General features: G+C 59.2%; 20 protein-coding genes. 15 read left to right on the top strand and 5 right to left on the bottom strand.

Features of this window, described 5'->3' with window-relative positions; all coding sequences use genetic code 11:
- Positions 1-41: 41 nt before the first annotated feature.
- From rpsB to recG, 4 genes are read left to right on the top strand one after another with little or no spacing between them, the layout of a single operon-like run.
- A complete protein-coding gene (rpsB, locus tag KBY74_RS00890) occupies positions 42-755 on the top strand; it encodes a 30S ribosomal protein S2 (RefSeq protein WP_094559589.1) in 714 nt (237 codons plus the stop codon).
- A 53-nt stretch (positions 756-808) separates the two neighbouring features.
- Positions 809-1,468, top strand: coding sequence for a translation elongation factor Ts (gene tsf, locus KBY74_RS00885; RefSeq protein WP_106501824.1), 660 nt, complete (start codon positions 809-811; stop codon positions 1,466-1,468).
- A gap of 11 nt (positions 1,469-1,479) precedes the next feature.
- Positions 1,480-2,610 carry a hypothetical protein gene (locus KBY74_RS00880; protein WP_254941077.1) on the top strand — a complete coding sequence of 377 codons (1,131 nt, stop codon included), beginning with the start codon at positions 1,480-1,482 and terminating at the stop codon, positions 2,608-2,610.
- A complete protein-coding gene (recG, locus tag KBY74_RS00875) occupies positions 2,559-5,069 on the top strand; it encodes an ATP-dependent DNA helicase RecG (protein WP_254941076.1) in 2,511 nt (836 codons plus the stop codon). Before KBY74_RS00880 ends, recG begins: the two co-directional genes overlap by 52 nt.
- Positions 5,070-5,108: 39 nt before the next feature.
- Here the strand turns inward: recG and KBY74_RS00870 are convergent, their stop codons facing one another.
- Positions 5,109-6,101, bottom strand: coding sequence for a sigma-70 family RNA polymerase sigma factor (locus KBY74_RS00870; protein ID WP_254941075.1), 993 nt, complete (start codon positions 6,099-6,101; stop codon positions 5,109-5,111).
- 117 nt (positions 6,102-6,218) lie between these two features.
- On the opposite strand from KBY74_RS00870, the gene KBY74_RS00865 reads away from it, so the two are divergent.
- Complete coding sequence (locus KBY74_RS00865) at positions 6,219-6,941, top strand: M15 family metallopeptidase (protein WP_254941074.1); 723 nt, start codon at positions 6,219-6,221, stop codon at positions 6,939-6,941.
- Here KBY74_RS00865 and KBY74_RS00860 read toward each other — a convergent pair.
- Positions 6,899-7,267, bottom strand: coding sequence for a hypothetical protein (locus KBY74_RS00860; protein WP_254941073.1), 369 nt, complete (start codon positions 7,265-7,267; stop codon positions 6,899-6,901). The two genes, KBY74_RS00865 and KBY74_RS00860, sit on opposite strands and share 43 nt — an antisense overlap.
- Positions 7,243-8,979 carry a sulfite reductase, ferredoxin dependent gene (gene sir / locus KBY74_RS00855; RefSeq protein ID WP_254941072.1) on the bottom strand — a complete coding sequence of 579 codons (1,737 nt, stop codon included), beginning with the start codon at positions 8,977-8,979 and terminating at the stop codon, positions 7,243-7,245. The genes KBY74_RS00860 and sir overlap by 25 nt, the downstream gene beginning before the upstream one ends.
- An 82-nt stretch (positions 8,980-9,061) precedes the next feature.
- Between sir and glyS the strand changes: the two genes are divergently transcribed.
- Positions 9,062-11,227 (top strand): glycine--tRNA ligase subunit beta, encoded by a 2,166-nt coding sequence (gene glyS, locus KBY74_RS00850; protein ID WP_254941071.1) that lies wholly within the window; start codon positions 9,062-9,064, stop codon positions 11,225-11,227.
- A 106-nt stretch (positions 11,228-11,333) separates the two neighbouring features.
- Entirely contained in the window at positions 11,334-12,479 is a 1,146-nt protein-coding gene (locus tag KBY74_RS00845) for a fatty acid desaturase (RefSeq protein ID WP_254941070.1), read from the top strand.
- A 32-nt stretch (positions 12,480-12,511) separates the two neighbouring features.
- On the opposite strand, the gene chlP is transcribed toward KBY74_RS00845, so the two are convergent.
- A complete protein-coding gene (gene chlP, locus KBY74_RS00840) occupies positions 12,512-13,909 on the bottom strand; it encodes a geranylgeranyl reductase (protein ID WP_254941107.1) in 1,398 nt (465 codons plus the stop codon).
- A 184-nt stretch (positions 13,910-14,093) separates the two neighbouring features.
- On the opposite strand from chlP, the gene KBY74_RS00835 reads away from it, so the two are divergent.
- The 8 genes from KBY74_RS00835 to ccsB all read left to right on the top strand — a co-directional run bounded on the left by KBY74_RS00835 (position 14,094) and on the right by ccsB (position 23,022).
- Positions 14,094-14,798, top strand: coding sequence for a D-alanyl-D-alanine carboxypeptidase family protein (locus KBY74_RS00835; protein ID WP_254941069.1), 705 nt, complete (start codon positions 14,094-14,096; stop codon positions 14,796-14,798).
- A complete protein-coding gene (locus KBY74_RS00830; protein WP_254941068.1) occupies positions 14,798-17,356 on the top strand; it encodes a U32 family peptidase in 2,559 nt (852 codons plus the stop codon). Before KBY74_RS00835 ends, KBY74_RS00830 begins: the two co-directional genes overlap by 1 nt.
- Before the next feature lie 107 nt (positions 17,357-17,463).
- On the top strand, positions 17,464-19,272 hold the full coding sequence (gene typA, locus KBY74_RS00825) for a translational GTPase TypA (protein ID WP_254941067.1): 1,809 nt from the start codon (positions 17,464-17,466) through the stop codon (positions 19,270-19,272).
- 3 nt (positions 19,273-19,275) lie between these two features.
- Positions 19,276-19,695, top strand: coding sequence for a DUF309 domain-containing protein (locus KBY74_RS00820; RefSeq protein WP_254941066.1), 420 nt, complete (start codon positions 19,276-19,278; stop codon positions 19,693-19,695).
- A gap of 10 nt (positions 19,696-19,705) precedes the next feature.
- Positions 19,706-20,161: an LptA/OstA family protein gene (locus KBY74_RS00815; RefSeq protein ID WP_396123050.1), complete on the top strand. Its 456-nt coding sequence runs from the start codon at positions 19,706-19,708 to the stop codon at positions 20,159-20,161.
- Positions 20,158-20,886, top strand: coding sequence for an LPS export ABC transporter ATP-binding protein (gene lptB, locus KBY74_RS00810; RefSeq protein ID WP_254941065.1), 729 nt, complete (start codon positions 20,158-20,160; stop codon positions 20,884-20,886). The genes KBY74_RS00815 and lptB overlap by 4 nt, the downstream gene beginning before the upstream one ends.
- A complete protein-coding gene (locus KBY74_RS00805) occupies positions 20,883-22,061 on the top strand; it encodes an LptF/LptG family permease (RefSeq protein ID WP_254941064.1) in 1,179 nt (392 codons plus the stop codon). Before lptB ends, KBY74_RS00805 begins: the two co-directional genes overlap by 4 nt.
- 46 nt (positions 22,062-22,107) lie before the next feature.
- Positions 22,108-23,022: a c-type cytochrome biogenesis protein CcsB gene (gene ccsB / locus KBY74_RS00800; protein WP_254941063.1), complete on the top strand. Its 915-nt coding sequence runs from the start codon at positions 22,108-22,110 to the stop codon at positions 23,020-23,022.
- A gap of 105 nt (positions 23,023-23,127) precedes the next feature.
- On the opposite strand, the gene rpe is transcribed toward ccsB, so the two are convergent.
- On the bottom strand, positions 23,128-23,802 hold the full coding sequence (rpe, locus tag KBY74_RS00795; RefSeq protein ID WP_254941062.1) for a ribulose-phosphate 3-epimerase: 675 nt from the start codon (positions 23,800-23,802) through the stop codon (positions 23,128-23,130).
- Positions 23,803-23,883: the final 81 nt, after the last annotated feature.

Genomic DNA, 23,883 nt, shown 5'->3' with positions numbered 1-23,883 from the left:
CCTGGCAGGTGGAGGCAAACCCGAAACCCCAACCCCAAATTATGGCTGTTGTAACTCTTGCCGAGATGATGGAGGCAGGTGCCCACTTTGGGCACCAAACGCGCCGGTGGAATCCCAAGATGTCGCGCTACATCTATTGCGCGCGCAACGGGGTTCACATCATTGACCTGGTGCAGACCGCCGTCTGCATGAACAACGCCTACAAGTGGACTCGCAGTGCGGCCCGCAGTGGCAAGCGCTTTCTGTTTGTTGGCACCAAGAAGCAGGCTTCTGAAGTGATTGCCCTGGAGGCCACCCGTTGCGGCGCCTCCTATGTCAATCAGCGCTGGCTGGGCGGCATGCTCACCAACTGGACCACGATGCGTGCTCGCATCGATCGGCTCAAGGATCTGGAGCGCATGGAAAGTTCTGGCGCCATCGCTATGCGTCCTAAGAAGGAAGCAGCTGTGCTGCGCCGTGAACTGGAGCGCCTGCAGAAGTATCTGGGTGGTTTGAAGAACATGCGCCGCCTGCCCGACGTTGTCGTGCTGGTCGATCAGCGCCGTGAAACCAACGCCGTGCTCGAAGCTCGCAAGCTTGATATTCCCTTGGTGTCCATGCTCGACACCAACTGCGATCCCGACCTCTGCGACGTGCCAATCCCCTGCAACGACGACGCCGTTCGTTCCGTGCAGCTGGTACTTGGCCGCCTTGCCGATGCCATCAACGAAGGCCGCCACGGAGCTCAAGATCAGGGCCGTGACGACGAGGGTTGATCCCCTTCCCTCTTATCGTTCACAACTTAGTAACCCGTACCCCATACCAACCCATGGCTGAGATTTCGGCAAAGCTGGTTAAAGAACTGCGCGATAAAACCGGCGCAGGAATGATGGACTGCAAGAAGGCGCTCTCTGAATGTGGTGGTGATGCCACCAAAGCCACCGAATGGCTGCGCCAGAAGGGCATTGCGACCGCTGAGAAAAAGGCTGGACGCACCGCCGCTGAAGGTGCCGTGGGCAGCTACATCCACACTGGCGCTCGTGTGGGCGTGCTGGTGGAGGTCAACTGCGAAACCGACTTCGTTGCCCGTGGCGACGTCTTCCAGGAATTGCTGCGCAATGTGGCCATGCAGATCGCTGCCTGTCCTGGTGTGGAGTACGTAAGCACCGATCAGATTCCTGCTGAGATTTCTGAGCGCGAAAAGTCCATCGAGATGGGTCGTGATGATCTCGAGGGCAAACCAGAGCAGATGAAGGTCAAGATCGTTGAGGGCCGAATTGGCAAGCGCCTCAAGGAACTAGCCCTGCTAGATCAGCCTTTCATCAAAGACAGCGCTGTCACCGTGGCGGAGATGGTGAAGCAGGTGGCCGGCAAGGTAGGCGAAAACATCCAGGTGCGTCGCTTCACCCGCTTCACCCTTGGTGAGGGCATTGAGGTGGAGAAATCTGATTTCGCGGCCGAAGTGGCAGCCATGAGCCAGACGGCCTGATCAGCAAGCTAGTGACCCCATTGGAGGCTGCCCATCAGCAGCTTGAGGATCTGGAATCCCAGCTGGGGGCCTCCAACCCCCAGCTCTATCGCCACTTGGCTCTCTATCTCCAGGTGCTCAGAGACGGCCTGTTGAACAGTGTTCAACAGGCTTGTTTTCATGTTGCGACCCAAGTGCATCCTGATCGTTACAGCGATCTGGATGGCAACAAGCGCCGGGTGCTGCATCGGCGCATCCGCAACCTGGTGCAGAGGGCTAGCAGCTTGCTCACAGTTGAGCAGACCGCCCACCTAGCCGCTCAGATAGCCAGCGAACACAACAAGCAACGCAGCCGCCAGCGCAGCAGGCTGCTGGCGGCCCTGGGAGGGGACGACTCTGAATCAGAGGAGCACGACCAGGCTGAGGAGACTCCAGCAAGGGGATCAATAAACCTTGGGATGGCCCTTCCGATTGGAGCTGACTTTCTCAGCCCCTCCAGCTTCACCCTCCGCCGCTCGGTTGAGCTGGCGGAGCCCAATAGCAATCACCCAGGGGCTGAGATTGAGGAAGTGGACGAGCAACTTGAAGAGGTAGATGGCCAGCAAGACCGTGAGGTGACGATGCGGGCCATGGCGGAAGCCTTCAGCGAATGGTTGGTGGAGCCGTCCAACCGGACTCCTACGCCATGGGACGGAGGGCGCCTACCTTCAGACCCTGCGCTGCTGCTCGCCTGGATCGCCGGCTTTGAGCAGGCTCTCAGCCGCCGTCTGCGTAATCTCTCCCACGCTCTCAACGTTGAGCTAATGCGACTTGGGATAACCACAACCTTGTTGCCTGTCAGCCTGCTTGATGCTGCTCTTGCAGCGCAACTGGAGAGCCTTGAAGCTCCAGCGAATCTGCTGCGCTTGCCTTTGCCCTTCGGCCCGGAGCCTGCAGCCGGTCGCCTTGAAGCTATAGCGGTGCTGCTCCGGCCTGCTGACCTGGAGCATTCCCTGCCCAAATTGCACACCTGTCGAACCCGGATCCAGCAGCACCGGCAGGAGGTGCGCAGAATGGCACAGCACTATCGCCGTCTCAGTCGGCGGGCTCAGGCATTAGAGGCGGAACAGCTGTGGCTGCAGGACATCAACCCAGCCCAGAGCCTGCCGAGCTGCCCGGACTAGAGGCCTGGCTGCGGGCTCTGCAGCAAGCCCTGCAGGTGGAGGCCGACCGGGGATTTATCGACCTGAAGGGCCGTCAAACCTGCTTCAGCAGCTTTGTGGTGCAGCAATTGCAACTGCGGCCGCAGGATCTGCCTGCCGAAGCCCTGCAGCGCTTACTTGATCTTTCAGCTGGTTTTCAGTCCTATGGCGAGTTGCCTCTAGCCAGGCGCCAGAGCCTGGTGCGAACGGCTAGGGAAAGGCTGCATGCCCTACGCCAGGCCCAGCAGCCAGTGCTGGCGATGGCGCCACCCCGGCTGCGGCTGGTATCAAACTCAACAGTCGCCGGCAAGGCCCCCAATTCAGCCAGCCTCAATGCCGATACGCCACTCTCGGAAGTTCGCGGGGTTGGCCCCAAGACCGCCAGCCGTTTAGCCCAGCTCGGCTTACTGCTGGTGCGCGACCTGGTGCACTACTACCCGCGTGACTATCTCGACTACGCCAATCTCGTGCGGATCAACGGGCTCAAACCGGGAACCACCGCAACGATTGTGGCAACGGTGCGCCGCAGCCATGCCTTTGCCAGCCCGCGCAATCCCAATCTTTCGATTCTCGAACTTCACCTAGTCGATTGCACTGGGCGGATCAAGGTGACTCGCTTTTTTGCCGGGCAGCGCTTTTCCAGTCCTGGTTGGCTGCAATCCCAGCAACGCCTTTTTCCAGTTGGAGCCACCGTGGCCGTCAGTGGTCTGGTCAAGGAAACCCCCTATGGGCCGGCGTTTCAGGATCCATTAATGGAGGTATTGGAGTCGCCCCAGTCACCGGTGCGCTCCGAAACGATCGGCAGGCTCCTGCCTGTCTACGGCCTCACTGAAGGATTGGGTGCAGACCGGCTGCGCCAGGTGGTCGAAGCCGTGATTCCCTTAGTGAGTAGCTGGCCAGATCCCCTGCCTGAGGCCCTGCGCCGCAGCCAGAAGCTGATGGGCCGCTCCGAAGCGCTTACCCAGATCCATGGGCCCAGCAGCCAGGAGCAGCTGCAGGCAAGCCGCCGCCGCTTGGTGTTTGATGAGTTTTTGCTGCTGCAGTTGGGCCTGGCCCAACGGCGCCGCCAACTGAGCCTGAGACCTGCTCCACCCCTGGCTTTGCCCCCTGGTGGCGAGGGCCTGGTGCAGCAATTTCTAACCATCCTGCCCTTTGGCCTTACCGGTGCCCAGCAAAGGGTGCTGGCTGAGATCCGCGCCGATCTGGCCCGCCCCCAGCCCATGGCCCGTTTGGTGCAAGGGGATGTGGGCAGTGGCAAAACCGTTGTTGCCCTGGCGTCCCTACTCACTGCGATCGAGGCGGGCTGCCAAGGGGCTCTTATGGCCCCTACCGAGGTGCTGGCCGAACAGCACTACCGCAAGCTGGCTGAATGGCTGCCCCAGTTGCACGTCACTTCAGCTCTTCTCACTGGCTCCACCCCAGCTCCGCGACGGCGCCAGCTGCTGCAGGATCTAGTCAACGGTCAGCTGCAACTGCTGGTGGGTACCCACGCCCTGCTGGAGGACCCAGTGCTGTTCGATCGACTTGGTTTGGTTGTCGTTGATGAACAGCACCGCTTTGGGGTGCGCCAGCGCAATCGCTTACTGGCCAAAGGGCTGCAGCCCCATCTGCTGACGATGACGGCTACACCAATTCCTCGCACCCTGGCTCTGTCTCTTCATGGCGATCTGGATGTCAGCCAGATCGACGAATTACCCCCAGGACGCCAGCCAATCAGCACCAGCATGATCAAAGGCAGTCAGCGCCAGCGGGGCTATGAGCTGATCCGCGAGCAAGTGGCCCTTGGGCAGCGGGCCTATGTGGTGTTGCCGCTGGTGGAGGAGTCGGAGAAGCTCGAGCTGCGCTCGGCTGTGGAGGTGCACCGCCAGCTAAGTGAGGAGGAGTTTCCGGATTTAGCGGTGGGGCTATTGCATGGCCGGCTAAGCAGCGCTGAGAAGCAGGCTGCCATCGGCGCCTTCGCCAGCGGACAAACCCAGGTGCTTGTAAGCACCACGGTCGTGGAGGTGGGGGTTGATGTGCCGGAGGCCAGCGTGATGGTGATTGAACATGCTGAACGCTTCGGCCTTGCCCAGTTGCACCAGCTGCGGGGTCGAGTGGGGCGGGGAGCTGCCTCCTCCTACTGCCTGTTGATCAACGACAGCAGCAACGTGCTGGCCCGCCAGCGGCTGGAGGTGCTGGTGCGCACCAGCGATGGCTTTGAAATAGCCGAGATGGATCTGCGCCTGCGGGGGCCAGGCCAGGTATTAGGTACACGCCAGAGCGGCTTGCCTGATTTGGCACTAGCGAGTCTCACCGAAGATGGAACTGTGCTCGAAGAAGCCCGCGACGTAGCCCGCATGATCACAGCCGCTGATCCGGAATTACAGCAGCATCAGGGGTTAGCCCATGCCCTGGCTGAGCAGCGTCGCCGCCAGATGGATCAAGCGGCCCGGCTTAACTAGCCACCAAAACGCCCCAGGATGAGATGGCGAGCTGCCTACCTAGGCGGATAGGTAGTCGGAAACCTGCCCTGATAAATCACGCATAGAAGCAACAGCCCGACGCTCTAGACCGCGGGCAGTATCACGGCTGATACCAAGTTCGCGGGCCACCGCTGACAAGCTCAAAGCCGTCTCCTGGTCGATGCCGTAACGCATCTTCAGTAATTGGGCTTCCTGTTCAGGCAGCTGATCCAGCAACTTACGGATATTGCTCTTGAGGCAATTTTCTAGGGCTAATTGATCTGGCTGAACCCCATCGCAGGCTACTTTATCAAGCAGATTGATGGCTTCCCCTTCGGCTGTGGTGTAATCGCAGCTGAGCGGCTGAACGGCTCGAAACATCAGCTCCTCTACGTCCAGTTCAGACATGCCTACGGCTGAAGCAAGCTCATGAAGCCTGGGCGGACGGCCTAATAGCTGGGTCAGCTCACGCTGGCAGCGCTTGAGTTTGCTGAGGGCGGCCGTGATTGGTGCTGGTAGGCGAATCGTGCGGCTCTTGTTCTTGATTGCTTGAGTGATCCCCTCCCGTATCCACCAGTAGGCGTAGGTAGAAAACTTATATCCACGACTGGGATCAAATTTTTCCACGCCTCGCACCAGGCCAATCGTGCCTTCCTGGATCAGATCTGCAAGCTCAAAGCTGCTGTTGGTGTAGTTCTTGGCGATTGACACCACCAAGCGCAGATTCGCCGACACCATTCTTTCCTTGGCCTGCCTGCCATCTCGGATCCTGGCTTGAAGCTCATCTTTTTCCAGATCGGCAGCAACAGCAAACTCTTGGTCATTTGGGGCAACCCCGCCAGCCCTCAAGGTGAGCTCCTCGCGAACCTCATCGAGTGCGACCAGTTGTTGAACTTGGCGCCCAAGGGTGATCTCCTGCTCGGCGCTCAACAACGGCACCCTGCTGATGTCGCGCATGTAGGAGCGCAACAAATCTCGGCCATGGCTGCCATCTAGGGGGTGATCGCCGCTCAAAACGAAGCGAGTGGGCATGGGCGAGGTCTGGGTGATCGTCAGAGTTTCGAAACCTTAAGAGCTGGATACCCTGATCTGCCGGTCACCTCTGGCTTTGCTGCCCAGCTTGAATGGCAAAGCCTGACTGCAGCTCCTTTGCGCCCCTGGAATTCCATTCCGATTACTGAGGTTGATGAGCCGCTGCAGAAAATTCCAACGGCCTTGCTGCGGCTCGAACCCCATCCCTACGCAGCCCTGGGAGCGCCTTATGGGCCTGATGCATCTCCATTTCGGCTGCGGCAGGGGGTGGTCACCCGTCTGCTGCAAGCCCAGCAGGAGCTGCAGAAGGAGCAGCCTGGCTGGAGCTTGGCGATTTTTGATGCCTGGAGGCCCGTGGCCGTGCAGCGCTTCATGGTGCGCCATTCCCTAGTGGCCGAGTGTGGCCGAATCGGCATCAACCCCGACCATCCCTCCCCAGAGCGAGATCGGGCAGAGGCTGCCGTGGGCCGCTTCTGGGCCCCTCCCAGCGATGATCCGGCCACCCCACCACCCCACAGCACCGGAGCCGCCGTGGATCTCACCCTTGCTGATGCTGGCGGCCAGGCCCTGGCGATGGGGGGAGAGATCGATGCAATTGGCAGGGTTTCCGAACCCTTATTTCATCAAGCTGCCGCCTTGGCTGATTCCAGCAGCCCTGCCGCTACCTGGCACCAGCGGCGCCAGTTGCTGGCCAGGGTGATGGCTGGGGCAGGATTTGAGCAGCACCCCAACGAGTGGTGGCACTTCAGCTGGGGGGATCAGCTGTGGGCCTGGCGTAGCGGGGCCAGGGAGGCCTTTTATGGACGAGTAGGTGATTCGGCCAGTTCCCGGCTCAGCTGAGCGGCCTGTTCCGGGCTCAGCAACTGGCGGCTTACGCAGCGGCTGAGGGTTTTGGCTGTCATCTCCAGCTGAATCTGGCGTAGGCGTGCCAGCACGGCATCACCCTGGTCCGAAAAGGGCTGCAGTTGCTGCTGAAAGGCGGTTCGAATCCGCTCCGAATCGCAAGTGCTCAGATCGGGGTCGTAGAGCGTTTGGCGTGAGGCAGGTGGTGGTGACTGTTGGCGGCCCTGAGCCAAGAGGGGAGCCCTTATCAAGGCCACCTGAAATATGAAGGGGAGGAACAGGGCAAAGCGGGCCCAGCTCATCCAGCCGCTGCTTCTAGCCATTGCTGCACGGTGTCACGGCCACTGTTGACCACAAAATCACCAAAGCTGCGGCGGCCGCCAGCACTCTGCCAAGCCTTCAGAAGCGGTTCGAGAGTTGTTTCTAAATCATCCAGCGGCATTTTCTCTAGGTAGGGCTCCGCTAATCGGCTGAGGTTGGGGGTGCCCCCCAGCCACAACTGATATTGGTCGACACCACTGCCAACCAGTCCGATCTCAGCCATATAGGGGCGGGCGCAGCCATTAGGGCAGCCGGTCATGCGCACTAGCACCGACCGGGAAATCTCAAGGCGCTTGAGCTGGGCTTCAAGCCGCTCCAGGACGCTTGGCAGGATGCGCTCAGCTTCCGTAACAGCGAGACCACATAGGGGCAGGGCCGGACAGGCCAGTGCGTGCCGCTGCAGCGGTGCAGGTGCTTCCGGTGCGCCCATACCAAGCTCTGCCAAGGCAGCACGGATGGTGGAACGCTGGGAGGTGCCGATGTTGCAGAGCAGCAGATCCTGGTTGGGGGTGAGTCGCACCTCCAGCTTGTAGGTGTCGACCAGTCGACGTAAACCACTCTTGAACTCACCGGAAAGGCGTCCGCACAGCACCGGCAGGCCCACAAACCAGAGGCCACGGCTCTGGCGATGCCAGCCGAGGTAATCCTCGAGTTTGGTTTTTGGCTCTAGCCGCATCGCCTTGATCGGGTGGGCGAAATAGCGCTCCTTCAGCTCCTGACGAAACCAGTCGACACCCCGGTCGTGGATCAAATACTTCATCCGGGCATGACGCCGTTGCTCCCGGTCGCCGTGGTCCCGCTGGAGGGCGACGATCGCCTGCAGCAGTTCAAGCACGTGCCCATAGGCCACATAGCCGAGGCGGTCCGCTGTACGAGCGAAGGTCTCCTCCTTGTTGTGGGTGCGGCCCATGCCACCACCTACGTAAACGTTGCAGCCGAGGGGGCTGCCTTGGGGGTCACAGAACAGCACCAAGCCGATGTCCTGGGTCAGCAGGTCCACCGAGTTGTCGCCGGGAACGGTGACCGCAACCTTGAATTTTCTTGGCAGATAGGTGCCGCCATAGAGCGGTTCGGCCGCATCACCGCTGAAGACAGCACCCTCCTGCTGCAGTGCCTTGATTTTGGCTACCGCCGGACTGGGCTTGATCCTGTAGCTGAGCTCACCATCAACCCAGAGGTCGAGGTAGGAACCCTCAGCCGCCTGGGGAGCGAGCAAATCAGCGATGTCGTCGGCAAGCTTGCGAGCTGCCGGGTAAGCCCCCTTTTCAAAGGGTGCTGCCGGGGCCATCACATTGCGGTTGATATCGCCACAGGCAGCCAGGGTCGAGCCCAGCTCGCGCACGATCGTGCCAATCACCTCTTTGAGGTTCTCCTTTCGGACGCCATGCATTTGAAATGCCTGGCGAGTGGTGACCCGCAAGCTGCCGTTGCCCAGCCGGTCTGCAAGCTCGTCTATCGCCAGAAAGAGAGTCCCAGGTACTCGGCCACCGGGATTGCGCAGCCGGAGCATCATCTGCCAATCCTTCTCCGCGCCCTTGCGTCGGTTTTCGCGGTTGTCCTGCTGGTAACTGCCGTGGAACTTCAGGATCTGGACAGCACCTTCCGTGAAATTGGCGGAGTCGTTGCCGAGCTCCGTCAGCAATGGCTCTTTCAGGTGGCCACTGCTGGCCTTGAGCTGCTCAAATTTGGAGGCGGCCGGCTTGACTTCGGGCATCAGGTCCTTTGCACAACGCTCAGCACATCAATGAAGCTAGCGAACGGCGTTCAATACAGTCGTCCTGTGTTGCCCTGCCGCCGTGTCGACTTTTTTGCTCGAAATCGGCACTGAGGAACTTCCGGCCGATTTTGCGCGGCTAGCCCTGCCCCAGCTGGAGCAGTTAGTGGGCCGCGATCTCGCCACCTTGAGGCTTAGTCACGCCGGCATCTACTGCACAAGTACGCCCCGCCGGTTGGTGGTCAGCGTGACTGGGCTGCCGCATCGCCAGCCAGACCTGGAGGAGGAGCGCAAGGGCCCTCCCCAGGCCCAGGCACTAAAGGATGGCGAGCCAACTGCTGCAGCCCTTGGCTTTGCGAGACGCTGTGGCGTCGCTCCAGAGGCCCTGGAAATTCGTGACACGCCTAAGGGGCCCTTTTTATTTGCCAGCTGCCTCGAACCAGGGCAGTCCACCACCGATGTGCTGGCAACCCAGGTACCCCTCTGGATTGAGGCCCTGCAGGGACGCCGCTTCATGCGCTGGGGGGAGGGGGAGAGTCGCTTCTCCAGGCCAGTTCGGTGGCTTGTGGCTCTGCTCGATGCCGAGCTGGTGCCAGTAAGCCTCATGGGCAGTGATCCGGTAGTGACGGCGGGCCGGGAGAGCCGGGGCCACCGCCTGCATAAGGCCAGTGTCACCATTCCTAGCGCCGAGGCCCATACCAATCTGCTGGCCGCAGCCGGGGTGGAGGTTGATCGCGATCGCCGTGGAGCTCTGATCCGCAGCGCTGTTGAGGCTGCAGCCTCAACCCACAACGCCGATGCCGATCTGCCCGAGGCGCTCTTCCAGGAACTGATTGACCTGGTCGAATCACCCACCTTGCTGGAGGGTCATTTCGACGAGCACTATCTAGGCCTACCAGCCGAGGTGCTCAGCACCGTGATGCGCTCGCACCAACGCTATGTGCCCCTTTATGCAAAGGGCCATAACCTTGATCCCCTGGCCCTTGATGCTCGAGCAAGCCTGCTGCCACGCTTTTTGTGCGTCAGCAACGCCCTGCCCGAAGCCGCTGCCAACGTGGCGCGTGGCAACGAGCGGGTGCTGAAGGCTCGTCTGGCCGACGCTGAATTCTTTGTAAGGGCTGACCGCAATATCGCCAGTATTGATCGCAGGTCTCAGCTAGAGCGTGTCACCTTCGCTGAGGGCTTGGGCTCCCTGCTAGATCGCACTGAGCGGCTCGAATGGTGCACCGACGTCCTACTTGAGCAGCTCGAGCTCTCCTCTAGTTGTGGCAGCCATGCCCGTCGGGCGGCCCATCTCTGCAAACACGACCTTGTCAGCCAGATGGTGGGTGAATTCCCAGAGCTGCAGGGGGCAATGGGGGGCAAATACCTGGTGGCAGAGGGAGAGCCCTATCAGGTAGGCCTAGCTGTGCTGGAGCACTACTTACCCCGTGGTGCGGGCGACGCCTTACCAAGCTCCGATGCGGGAGCTGTTGTCGCCTTAGCTGAGCGTCTGGAGTTGCTCTTAAGCATTTACGCCAAGGGCGAACGTCCTACCGGCTCCTCCGATCCCTACGCCCTGCGCCGTGCGGGCCAAGGCCTGCTGCAGATTTTGTGGAAGAAGGGCTGGCGCCTGGATCTGCTCGCCCTGTTGCAGCGCTCATGTCAGCACTGGGCTGAGCTGCTGCCCCACTTCACCGTGGATGCGCAGGGATTAACCACTGAGCTCGCCGACTTTCTGCGCCAGCGACTGGTGAGCCTGCTTGAGGAAGGTGGGATGGATATCGACTTAGTACAAGCGGTGGCAGGGCAAACGGGAGATCAAGGACGGGTGCTTTCCGATCCAGAGGATGCACGCCAACGTGTTGCCCTGCTTATGGAGCTGCGCAGCTCGGGTCAGTTGGCAGCGGTACAGGCGGTAGTTACCCGTGCTGCGCGGCTCGCAAACCAGGCCGATCTGCCAAGCAGCGTGCTCAGTGCCGCGGCAGTAGTCGATCCTGACCTATTCGAAAAAAGCAGTGAGGCAGCCATGTTGGCGGTGCTCAACAAGCTTGAGCCCTTCGCCACCAGTAGCGCCAACGATCGCTACCGCAACCTGGCTAGCGGTCTTTCGGCTGGCGCCCCAGCCCTGGCGGCCTTCTTTGATGGCGAGCTGAGCGTGATGGTGATGGCTGAAGATGGAGCGGTACGCAAAAACCGTCTCCATTTGCTGGGGGTGCTGCGCAATCAAGCTGCCGTATTGGCTGACTTCAGTCGCATCATGGGATGAGATTCCCGTAGAGTGTTGGCCTGTTATTGAACAAAATGCCTCTCCAAATTGAGGGTAATAATTGAGTTTACTTCCATCGCCACAGGCCCAATCGCCACAGGCTCAATTGGGACTGACACCTTCACCACAGGCCACGCCCGCGATTTCCCCCCGCCGCCGAGATTTTCAGCTCGAGGCCTTTCGCCAAGGCGATGACCGTATCGCCAGCTGGCAGCTGATCAATACCCTCCTGCCGACAGCCCTGCTTTGGGTATCCGTACCCACGCTCGCTGCCGCCGGGCCTGCCCTACGACTACTGCTGCTGCCAGTGCTGCTGCTACTAGTCCTCTTTTCGGCGCGCTCATTCGCGCTAATGCACGATTGCGGTCACGAATCTCTTTTCAAAACTCGCTGGTTAAACAGGCCCGTTGGTTTTCTCCTGGGTTGCTTAAATGCAATCCCCCAACATCCCTGGTCCCGTGGCCACGCTTTTCACCATAAACATAATGGAAACTGGGATCGCTACCGGGGCCCATCTGCGCTGCTGACCCTTAGCGACTACCTGGCCCTATCACCAAGCCAACGCTGGTTTTATGGACTTAGTCGCCACCCTCTGATGCTTTTTCCAGGTGGTTGCTACTACCTACTGGTTCGGCCAAGGCTTGAGCTTGTGCTCGGTGTAGCTGAATGGCTGACATCTATGGCAGCCCACCTAGGCCAAAATGGGCTAGCTGGCCTTGCCGAGCTGCCAGAGCTGAGCCGTAATTTTCGCTCCAGCCATTGGTACACATCGGCTGAGTGCATAGATCTTTTTGCTAATAATCTGGTGGTGCTCACTAGTTGGTGGCTGATGGGATCCTGGCTTGGCCATGGCCTGTTTTGGAGCTGCTATCTATTTGTAATGACTTTGTCGGCAGCATTATTTCTCTGCATCTTTTTCGTCCAACACAATTTTGCAGATTCCTATGCCAGCGGCAACGAAAGGTGGGACTATCAGCGCGGCGCCCTAGAAGGTAGTAGTAACTTGGAAATGCCAGCAATACTCAACTGGTTTTGGGCAGACATCTCCTTCCACAGCATTCATCACCTCTGCGAAAGAATTCCTAATTACCGCCTGCGGGCTTGCCACGAAGCCAATGCGGTGCTACTTGAGGATTGCACGCGATTACGCCTAGAAGATTTCCCCAGCAGCTTTAGATACGTTCTGTGGAATTCAGATGCAAAAAAATTGCTCACATTAACCGAAGCCAATGTGAGCGTTGCAAACTACTAAACAAAATTCCTAAGTAAATAATCTAATCGGAATCAATCCTTTGCAGCAAGTGCCGGTTCGCGATCCTGGTCAAGCTCTGCGTTATTTGTAGAAATTGCGTTAGTTTTGCGAGATTTAACCCCAACCCTGATGCCACCTTTAATGGTGCTGACAGCCAACATGGCATTGACTTCAGCATCGCCGCGCACTGCGCTATCTACAGGCTTGTAGCCCTGGGGAGCAAGGGCATTGCCCCTAAGCACCGAGCCCAAGGTGAGCAAAGTGAGTTTCAGCTGCTGCCACGGATTCATCATTACCACCCGCTTGTAGAGGTAACTGTCGAAGGTGAGTCGCTGCACATCCTTGTCGTCGCACATTTCGACAAATGCTTCACGAGCAGCATCGTTACGGTAGAAAATATTTTGGAGAATCTCAAGCACTTTATAGGTGGCGCCGTATTGGCGATCCCATTTCTTCAGATACTTTTTGAGATCTGCCTCCGTAGGAACCTTGGCACCACCGGCACTAGATTCAACAATCTGTTCTGCGCACATGCGGCCGCTTTTGGCTGCAAAATAAATGCCCTCGCCAGAGCTCTTGGTGACATAGCCAGCAGCATCGCCAACTAGAGCCATGCGGCCAACCACCCGACGGGGACGGGGATGTTCCGGGATCGGATGAGCTTCGACTTTGATCACTTCGCCATTAACCAGCCGCTTTTTGGCCCGTTCGCGGATGCCTTCCTGAAGTCCCTTGATCAGCCCTTGGTTTTGTTGCATGGTTCCAGTACCAACCGCCACGTGGTCGTACTTGGGAAACACCCAGGCATAAAAGTCAGGGGATACATCAGTACCCACATACATCTCAGCCAGGTTTTCGTAGTACTTCATCTCCTCGGCAGGCAGCCTGATGCGCTCCTGGAAGGCAATGGCTACGTTGTAGTCGCCGGCATCCATAGCCTTGGCAACTCGACTGTTGGCTCCATCAGCCCCCACAATCAAATCAACTTCAAGAGTCTTGGTTTCTCCAGTTGCTTCTCCGGCACCATAATCGGAGTAAGTAAGAGTATAGGGGCCCTGTCGTTTAGCACCCGTATCAATTTTGGTAACCAAGCCGTTCACAAGCTGGGCACCTAGTTCGGCAGCTCGGTTGCGGAGAAAGGCGTCCATAACCTCCCTGCGGCACATGCCAATATACTCATTCTCATTTTCTAAATTAATATCTACCTCCCTATTCGAGGGGGAGATCATCTTCATGTTGCGCACCTTGCGGTCGATGATCGACTCAGGCAAGTCAAACTCCTCAACCATACATAGCGGAATGGCACCGCCGCATGGCTTGGCGTTGTCGAGCTTGCGCTCAAAAATCCAGGTTTGAATACCGGCCTTGGCAAGCACCTCAGCCGCACAGGATCCACTGGGGCCGCCACCCACAACCGCGACTCGCAACATCAAAAAAACGCTCCGCCAAGATGGATTCTTCTTGGAAGCTAACACCGATAACCGGTCGGGTGGTGGGCAATCCGACCTCCCCGCCTAGGATCTTCATTGCTTGTGTTTAGGAAGATTGATCGGTGCCAGGCAGGGAACCCGCGTGACGCATCGCAATTCCCGCAGGCCAGGCCAACCCCTAGCCATGGGGGACATTCCTGTCGCCCGCCGCACCAGCCCGCCTTCAGCCAAAGCAAACCGCTGGCTACTAGGGGTCAGCGTGGGCACAGGTTCGCTTTTGATAGCCCTTGCCCTAGTTGTGCTTTGGCGCCCAGGGCCGCTGCAGCGCCTGTTAGCCCCACCGCCAGTAAGGGGACTAAACGCCCGCACAGGCCTTGATGGGCGCCTGCTGGGCCATTTTCCCTACGCCGAGCTGGCCGCTTCCAAACGTGTGGCGATTGCCCCTGGGCTAAGCCTGCACCACGACGCAGCAGCAGCGCTTCTGTCCATGCAGCGTGATGCAGCCAGTAGCGGGGTCGAGTTAGTGGTGCTGAGCGCCTTCCGATCCCATACGCTTCAAAAAGAACTCTTTTTTGATGTGAAATCGGATCGCAACCAGAGCGCTCGAGAAAGGGCGATGGTTAGCGCCCCGCCAGGGTTTTCTGAGCACAGCACCGGCTTCGCCATCGATCTCGGCGATGGCCTGGCACCAGCCACCAACCTCTCACCAGGCTTCGACCAAACCGCAGCCTATGCCTGGCTGCAGGCCAATGCTGCTCGCTATCACTTCACCCTCTCCTTCCCCAGGGGTAATTCCCAGGGGGTGAGTTACGAGCCCTGGCATTGGCGATTCGAGGGCAGCGCCGAGGCCCTGCAGTTGTTTGAGCCCGCCCAGCGGTTGGCGCGCTGATGACTATTCCGGAACTTCTGGCCCCTGCGGGTAATTGGCAGGCCCTGCGCGCCGCGGTAGCAAATGGCGCCGACGCTGTTTATTTCGGTGTGGAGACATTTAACGCCCGCATGCGGGCCGCCAATTTTGAGCAGGAGGAATTACCAGAACTCATGCACTGGCTGCATCGGCGGGGTGTGAAGGGATTTCTCACCTTCAATGTGCTCGTGTTCAGCGATGAGCTGGTTGAGGCGGCAAGCTTGATCAGGGCTGCGGCTGCGGCCCATGTCGATGCCCTAATTGTTCAGGACGTTGGCCTGGCCCGCTTGGCGCGCAGGGTGGCGCCCGAACTGGCTGTTCACGGATCTACCCAGATGTCGATCACCAGCGCCGCAGGGGTTGCCATGGCCGCGGAGCTTGGTTGTGCCCGGGTCGTGCTTGCACGGGAGCTGACTCTCACCGACCTAGGCCGCTTGCAAAGTCAGCTGCAGCAGCGCCAGTTAGCCATGCCCCTAGAAGTGTTTGTGCATGGCGCACTGTGCGTTGCCTATTCGGGCCAGTGCCTCACCAGCGAAGCCCTGGGCCAGCGCAGTGCCAACCGGGGCGAGCGTGCCCAGGCGTGCCGCTTGCCCTACCAGCTGATTGTTGACGGCGAAGAACGCGATCTTCAAGACCAGCGATATCTGCTCTCACCCCAGGATCTATCAGCCTGGGAGCTTTTGCCCCAGCTCGAGCAGATCGGCATCGCCAGCCTCAAGATCGAGGGGCGTCTTAAGGACGCCACCTACGTGGCAGCAGTTACCGATGCCTACCGGCAAGGACTCGATCGTTTAGCCGAGGGCCTACCCAGCGCGCCCCAGTCAGCTGAGCAGAAGCGATCCCTGGAGTTGAGCTTCTCGCGGGGGCTTTCCACAGGGTGGTTGGGGGGCCTCGACCACCAGGCGCTCGTGCACGGCCGCTGGAGCAAGAAGCGTGGCCCGCAGATTGGGTTATTCGAGCGCCTCAGTTCAGACGGCTGGTGGATCATCCAGACGCAGGCGGATCTGAAACCAGGCGATGGCCTGGTGTTTGAGGCCCCAGGATATGGCCCCCTGGAGGCACCAGCCGAAATTGGCGGCCGGCTGATGGCTGTGCAGCAGCGCCCGATGGGCCGGCTAGCCGTACGGCTTGGCCCTGGACGGATCGAAGCCCGTGGGCTGTCAGCGGGTAGCCTCTGCTGGCTCACCAGCGATCCCGCCCTTGAAGGTCAATGGCAGCGGATGGCCGGCCAGGCAACTCCGGAATGCAGCCGAGGCTTGAGGCTTCGCCTGCAAGGAAGGCTTGGCGAGCCCTTGGAGCTGCTGGTTGAGTGGGCAGAGGGGCTCGATCCAGCAGTAACTGCGCAAATAAAGCTGCTCTCCGCCTCGGTCCTGCAGGCAGCCAGCGAGCAAGCGCTAGACACCCCCAGACTTCAAACCCAGCTGGGGCGCCTTGGCGGCACCTGCTGGAAGTTGGAGCGCCTTGAGCCTGCTCTCGAGGGAGCGCTTTTTCTGCCGATAGCCCAGCTCAACAAGTTGCGCCGCGAGCTAGTTGAGGCGCTAGCCGCAATTGAGCCTGGCCTCGGCGGCTCGCAGACCCCCTTGGCAGGGGACACAACTGATTTCACCGAGTTACTGCAGGTTCTTTCAATCCCTGCCCATGCTTCGCCCCTATCTGGGCCTGGTTCGGGCACGGCTGTGAATTCGGAGCCGCAGTTGGTTGTGCTGGTGCGCAGCCTTGAGCAATTGAAGGCCCTGCGGGATCAACCAGTTGCGTCAGTGGTTGCTGACCTAGATCAACCGGCCGAACTGCGCGAGGCCGTGGCAATCGGCCGTGGCTGCTGGCCTGGAGGAATCTGGCTGGCTGGGGCTCGGATCACACGGACTGATGAGCGCTGGACCCTGGAGCCCCTGGTGCGGGCGGCTCCCGATGGCTACCTGGTGCGCAATGCCGACCAGCTCGAGGTGCTCACACCCCTTGCTCCCTGCTGTGGCGATTTTTCTTTGAATGTCGCCAATCCACTTTCCGCCGCGTGGTTTCTGGACCATTGGAAGCTGCAGCGAATCACCGCCAGCTACGACCTTGACCTCAAGCAAATGCTGGCCCTGGTGCGGGGCTGCCCCCCCGGGCAGGTTGAGGTAACGGCCCACCAGCACATGCCCCTGTTCCACATGGAGCACTGCTTGTTTTGCGCCTTCCTATCCGACGGGCACGACCACACCGACTGCGGCCGCCCTTGCGAAAAGCACACGGTGCTTCTGCGTGATCGCAGCGGCAGTGAGCACCCGCTGCGGGCTGATCTTGGCTGCCGTAACACCTTGTTTAATGGCCGAGCTCAGACAGCTGCTGAGGCCCTGCCGCAGTTGATGCGTGCTGGGGTGAGGCAGTTCCGAATTGAGTTGCTGCAGGAATCAGCGGCCGAGAGCCAGCATCGGGTGCAGCAATATTCAGCGGCCCTGCGTGGTGAGATCAGCGGACGCAGCCTCTGGCAGCAGGAACAGTTGGACAGCCGTCTTGGCGTGACCCGCGGCAGCCTCAAAAGCGGTAGGGGTGTGGGATAGAGTTGGATCATGGCTTTAAGTCTGCGTAAACGTTCCATCAAACGTTCCGTCTACATAAACTTCAAGTCAACAGATTCCATTCAACGTAAAAGTAGGGTTTTATTTGTATGAGCGGTGCACACCCAGGTACGCCGATTCGCAACATTGCGATCATTGCCCACGTTGACCATGGCAAAACCACATTGGTGGATGCCATGCTCACCCAATCGGGCATCTTCCGCGAGGGAGAGGCGGTTCCAACCTGTGTGATGGACTCGAACGATCTTGAGCGTGAGCGCGGGATCACAATTCTTTCCAAAAATACCGCTGTCGATTACGAAGGAATTCGTATCAACATCGTTGACACCCCTGGGCACGCAGATTTTGGCGGCGAGGTAGAGCGGGTTCTCGGCATGGTTGATGGCTGCCTGCTGATCGTTGATGCCAACGAGGGGCCCATGCCCCAGACCCGATTTGTGCTTAAAAAGGCCCTCGAGAAAGGGCTACGTCCAATCGTTTTCGTAAACAAGATTGACCGGGCCCGAGTTGACCCCGAGGTGGCTGTCGACAAGGTTCTCGACTTGTTCCTTGAGCTGGGTGCCGACGACGATCAGTGCGATTTCCCCTATTTGTTTGGGAGTGGCATGGGCGGCTACGCCAAGCCAGACATGAAAACTGAGAGTGACAATATGAAGCCGCTCTTCGATGCAATCCTGCGGCACGTTCCGCCCCCGGTTGGCGATCCCGAGAAGCCGCTACAGCTTCAAGTCACCACTTTGGACTACTCCGACTTTTTGGGTCGGATCATGATTGGTCGCATCCACAACGGCACAATCAGGGCTGGCCAACCGGCTGCCCTCATCCGTGACGATGGCAGCATCAAGCGCAGCCGTATCAGCAAGTTGCTTGGCTTCCAGGGACTGCAGCGGGTTGAGATTGAGCAGGCCAGCGCTGGCGATCTCGTGGCCGTGGCCGGCTTTGACGAGGTCAATATTGGTGAGACGATTGCCTGCCCCGATCACCCTGAGGCCCTGCCGCTGATTCGGGTTGACGAACCCACCCTGCAGATGACTTTCGTCATCAATGACTCTCCCTTCGCTGGCAAGGAGGGCAAATTCGTGACCAGCCGTCAGGTGCGCGATCGCCTACAGAAAGAGCTGCTCACCAACGTCGCCCTACGGGTAGAGGACACCGACTCACCGGATCGCTGGGCGGTCAGCGGCCGTGGTGAATTACACCTGGGCATCCTGATCGAAACGATGCGACGCGAAGGCTATGAGTTCCAAGTATCTCAGCCCCAAGTGATTTTCCGCACCATTGATGGCACCCCATCAGAGCCCTACGAAACCTTGGTTTTGGATGTGCCTGAGGAATCTGTGGGCGGCTGCATTGAAAAGCTCGGCGTCCGCAAGGCCGAGATGCAGAACATGGAAAATACAAACGACGGACGCACCCAGCTTGAGTTTGTGGTGCCAGCTCGTGGCCTGATTGGCTTCCGAGGCGAATTCATTCGAGCCACAAGGGGCGAGGGGATCATGAGCCACTCCTTCCTCGACTACAGGCCGATGCAGGGAGACATGGAAAACCGCCGGAATGGTGTGTTGATTGCCTTTGAAGAAGGCACAGCCACCTTCTATGCACTGAAGGGCGCGGAAGATCGCGGCCAGTTCTTTATTACGCCTAGTACCAAAGTCTACAAGGGGATGATTGTTGGTGAACACAACCGACCACCCGACCTAGAGCTCAACGTTTGCAAAGCAAAGCAGGTGACCAACATCCGCTCAGCTGGTGCAGAGGTGCTCGACACCCTGCAGGCACCTATCCAGATGACCCTGGAGCGTGCTCTTGAGTACATCGGACCCGATGAAATGCTTGAGGTCACACCCCAATCGATCAGGCTTCGCAAACTGCCTTCCAAAAAGGCCGCTAAGCGCTGATCAGTGCTCCCGAATTCTGAGCAGCAGTTTTTAAGCGAAGAGCAGGAATTATTGGCCGACACCCGCTTGGGCGAGGCCATATGCTTTTTTAACAGCGCTGAGTGGTATCCCTGCCACGACGGCTTCGAAGCCCTTTGGCATGAGACCGCTGGCCCTATGAGGCCGGTTTTGCAAGGAATTCTGCAGATCGCCGTGGCTGAACTGCACCTTGAACGGGGTAACTACCGCGGAGCCACAATTTTGATGGGTGAGGGTCTCGGCCGCCTTAAGGCTTGTCCGCCTAACTCCCTAGGCATAGATATAGCCGCCTTGATCGACTCATCTATGCAGCGTCTGGTGGCGTTGCAGCAAGAGAGGTCAATTGAGGGCTTGGAATCGCCCAGATTGGTTGGGACAGCGCCCCAAAACCCTTCTGTAGATTAAAAATTACGCCATGTCCCATACCCAACTGTTGCTAAATCCCCTTGTGCGCTCCGCGCTCTTGCGGCTGACGGCCCTGCCCATTTTCCTCTCGGCAATGTTGCCCCCTGCGCTTGCAGCCCCCGCCGTGGTGACACCCACCAGCGGGCTGGTAACAATTGAATCCGACCTCCAAAAGGCCGATAACAGCACCGGGGTTGTGACAGCAACCGGCAATGTGCGCATCGTTTACCCCGACCAACAGGTTGTAGCGACGGCCCGTCAGGCCCAATACTTCAGTCGTGAGGGCAGGCTGGTGCTCAGCGGTGATGTGGATGTAATTCAAGATGCGGGTCACAGCATCCAGGCTGAAAGGCTGGTGTATCTGGTGGAGAGGGAGCGGATCGTGGCTGAGCCGGCCCCTGGTCAGCAAGTGATCACCCACTACCGAATCAATGCTCCTACAGCAAAGGAAGGCCTGATGCCATGAGTCTTGAGCTCGTAAATGTGGCGCTGGCCATCGGCGGCCGACTGCTGGTCAACCACGTATCCCTACAGCTTGAGCCAGGTGAAGTAGTGGGCCTGCTTGGTCCCAACGGGGCGGGCAAAACCACCACTTTTGGTTTGGTGACTGGCTTATTGCGCCCCGACTCCGGCCAGGTGTTGATGGATGGCAAGGCAATCGAAAAACTGCCCATGCCCCAACGGGCCCGCCTAGGTATTGGCTACCTGCCGCAGGAGCCCAGCGTCTTTCGCCAGCTGAGTGTGCGTGACAACCTGAGCCTTGCCCTGCAGGAAAGTGCCACCCCGAAGGAGCTGAGGCGTCAGCGCCTCAATGGCTTAATCGAGGATTTTCACCTCAGCGAGTTTCAAAACCGCAAGGGATATCAGTTGTCCGGAGGCGAGCGGCGGCGCTGCGAAGTTGCCCGGGCATTGGCCGTGGGTATTGAGGGTCCCCGCTACCTGCTACTTGATGAGCCTTTTGCGGGAGTCGATCCAATCGCGGTGTCGGATCTGCAGCAGTTAATCCACCAGCTCAAGGAGCGGGGCATGGGTCTGCTGATTACAGACCACAACGTGCGAGAAACCCTGGCAATCACCGATCGGGCCTACATCCTTTCTGAGGGATCGATTTTGGCTGCCGGCAGCTCTCAGCAGGTGGGTTCCGATCCCCTGGTCCGCCGCCATTACCTCGGAGAATCCTTCCAGCTATGAGTTGGTCACACCGCGCACGCCAGCAGCTGCTGACCCCTTGGCGCCAGCTACCCCTGCTGGATCGCTGGCTCCTAGCCGAACTGATCGGCCCCCTGATTTTCGGTGTAGCCGCATTCACCGCCGTATCCCTTTCAGTGGGTGCCGTATTCGAGCTTGTCCGCCGGGTTGCGGAATCGGGGTTGCCCCTAGATGTGGCCGTGCGGGTGCTGGTGCTGGAGATGCCCTCCTTTCTGGTGCTCTCCTTCCCAATGGCCACGCTGATGGCCACCTTGCTCACCTATTCAAAGCTTTCAGGCAACAGTGAGCTCACCGCCCTTCGAAGTGTTGGTGTTGCCACTTGGCGAATGGTGGTGCCCGCCGTAGCCATCGCTCTTGTGATGACCATGCTCACCTTCACCTTCAACGAGGCAATCGTGCCGCGCACCTTGTTCGAGGCTAAAAACACCCTCAACAGAGCGATTGGCCGTGCCGTGGCTGGCGAACAGAAAGACAACGTCATGTTCTCTAAATACGGCGAGATACAGGCTGAAGACGGCAGCACGGAGCGGGGCCTTACCCACTTTTTTTACGCCCAACGCTTCAATAAAGGGGTGATGGAGAGGGTCACCCTGCTTGACCTTTCACGCCGAGGTCAACGGGTGCTGCTCAGTGCCGATCGGGCCCGCTGGAGCGAGGCCGAGGCCCAGTGGGAATTCCTTGATGGCCATGTCTTTGGAGTCACGGAGGGATCGGACAGCTCCACCACTTCAGCTGATTTCGACCGCTATCTATATCCCCTTGGTAGTCAGCCACTCCAGGTTGCCAAGCTGCCAAAGGATTCCAATTCAATGACAATCGGCCAAGCGCGAACCGCCGAGCGCCTGCTCAGAGAGGCCAGTGATCTGCAGGGTGCCCGCAAGCTTCGAGTTCGCATCCAGGAGAAGTTTGCCTTCCCCGCGGTCTGCTTGGTGTTTGGCTTAATCGGTAGCAGCCTTGGAGTGCGCCCCCATTCGCGCCGCAGCCGTAGCCAGGGTTTCGGGCTCAGCGTCCTGCTGATCTTTGGCTACTACCTGGTGGCGTTTGTTTTCAGTTCGCTCGGGGTCAAGGGAACGCTGAGTCCCTACTTCTCCGCCTGGCTGCCAGTGGTGATCGGTTTGGGTGGCGGCGTGTATCTGTTACGCCAGGCCAGCCGCTAACAGCACCTGCCATTCGCCAAACTGAGCAGATATCGAGTCGTTGCCCGTGCCCGCCCTGTTGAACGACCCAGTGCTTGGACTGGGTCTGACGGCGTTTGCCCTCCTGCTAGTCGCCCTGCCGCTGGCCTTCTGGTCCCTTAGCGGCGGCCGATCAAGCACGGCGGTCCGCTTGCTGGTTGCCGGCGCCAATCTCTGCCTCACGGCCCAATTGGTCTTGCGCTGGTGGGAATCGGGCCATTTCCCGATCAGCAACCTCTACGAATCCCTCTGCTTTCTCGCCTGGGGCTGCACCCTCACCCAGCTGCTGGTGGAGCGCACCTGGCCTTCGCCATTGGTGCCTGCAGCGGCTACCCCCATGGCCCTCGGCTGTGTGGCTTTCGCAAGCTTCGCTCTGCCGGATCGGCTCCAGGAAGCCTCGCCCCTGGTGCCGGCCCTGCGCTCTAGCTGGCTAGTGATGCACGTGAGCGTGATCATGATCAGCTATGCGGCCCTGCTGGTGGGGTCATTGCTTTCGTTAGCGGTGCTATTCACTGACCGCGGCAATTCAATGGAACTGCGCAGCAGCTCCATTGGTAGTGGCGGCTATCGCCAGGCCCAGCTGGCTACACCCCAGTTACAACTAAGCAGCGTGGCCATGCCTGCGGTTGAACAGCTTGATTCACTCAGCTACCGCACGATCACAGTGGGCTTCCTGCTGCTATCGGTTGGTCTGGTAAGTGGAGCGGTGTGGGCCAACGAGGCCTGGGGCAGCTGGTGGAGCTGGGATCCGAAGGAAACCTGGGCCCTGATCTGCTGGCTCGTCTACGCCGCCTATCTGCACACTCGCTTGATCCGTGGCTGGCAGGGCCGCAAGCCCGCGCTCGTAGCCGCAGCGGGTTTGGTCGTGATCGTGGTTTGCTATATCGGTGTAAATCTGCTGGGCATTGGCTTGCACAGCTATGGGTGGTTCTTTGATAGCTAAAGCCTAAGCGCGCCTATTCAAAATATATAAAGTGTGAAACCTTATCTGCCCCCCCCGCCCCCCCCGCGAACACGGGCGAGGGGGTATTTTGAACTAGTCAGATGCTCATGCGCCGGGACGCTTGCTGTTGCGAATACCGGTGATTGCTGCGGCGTAATCAGGCTGGTTGAAGACACCAGAACCACTAACAATGGCATTGGCGCCCGCTTCAATCACCTTCCAGGCGTTTTCAGCCTTGATGCCGCCATCCACCTCGATCCAGGGATCGAGGCCACGCTCATCGCAAATGCGGCGCAGGTCGCGAATCTTTTGCACCTGGTTGTCGATGAAGCTCTGGCCACCGAAGCCCGGGTTGACACTCATGATCAGCACAAGATCGCAGAGCTCCAGGCAGTAGTCCAGCGTGTCTAGAGGTGTGCTGGGGTTGAGCACTGCACCAGCGAGCTTGCCAAGATCCTTGATCTGGGCAAGGTTGCGATGCAGGTGCGGGCAAGCCTCAACCTGCACAGAAATGATGTCAGCGCCAGCCTTGGCAAAATCAGCCACGTATCTCTCGGGCTCAACGATCATTAGGTGAACGTCGAGGGTCTTGGTAGTTACAGGCCTCAACGCCTGCACAATTAAGGGTCCAATGGTGATGTTCGGCACGAACCGGCCATCCATCACGTCAACGTGGATCCAGTCGGCACCAGCTTGATCGACAGCACGAACGTCTTCGCCGAGACGGGAGAAATCGGCGGACAGAATTGACGGGGAGATCACCAGGGATTTGGTGCTCATGCTGGATCAACCGATCGGGTGGCTTTGGATTGTAGGAAGTGGTCTGCAAACAAGCCTTGGGTGGTCCCCAGGTCCCATGGC

Source organism: Cyanobium sp. A1C-AMD, from assembly GCF_024346495.1.
In the GTDB taxonomy this organism is placed as follows: Bacteria; Cyanobacteriota; Cyanobacteriia; order PCC-6307; family Cyanobiaceae; genus Cyanobium_A; species Cyanobium_A usitatum.
Note: the sequence above shows the minus strand (reverse complement) of the source record. Positions and strands in the feature narration are given on the sequence as shown.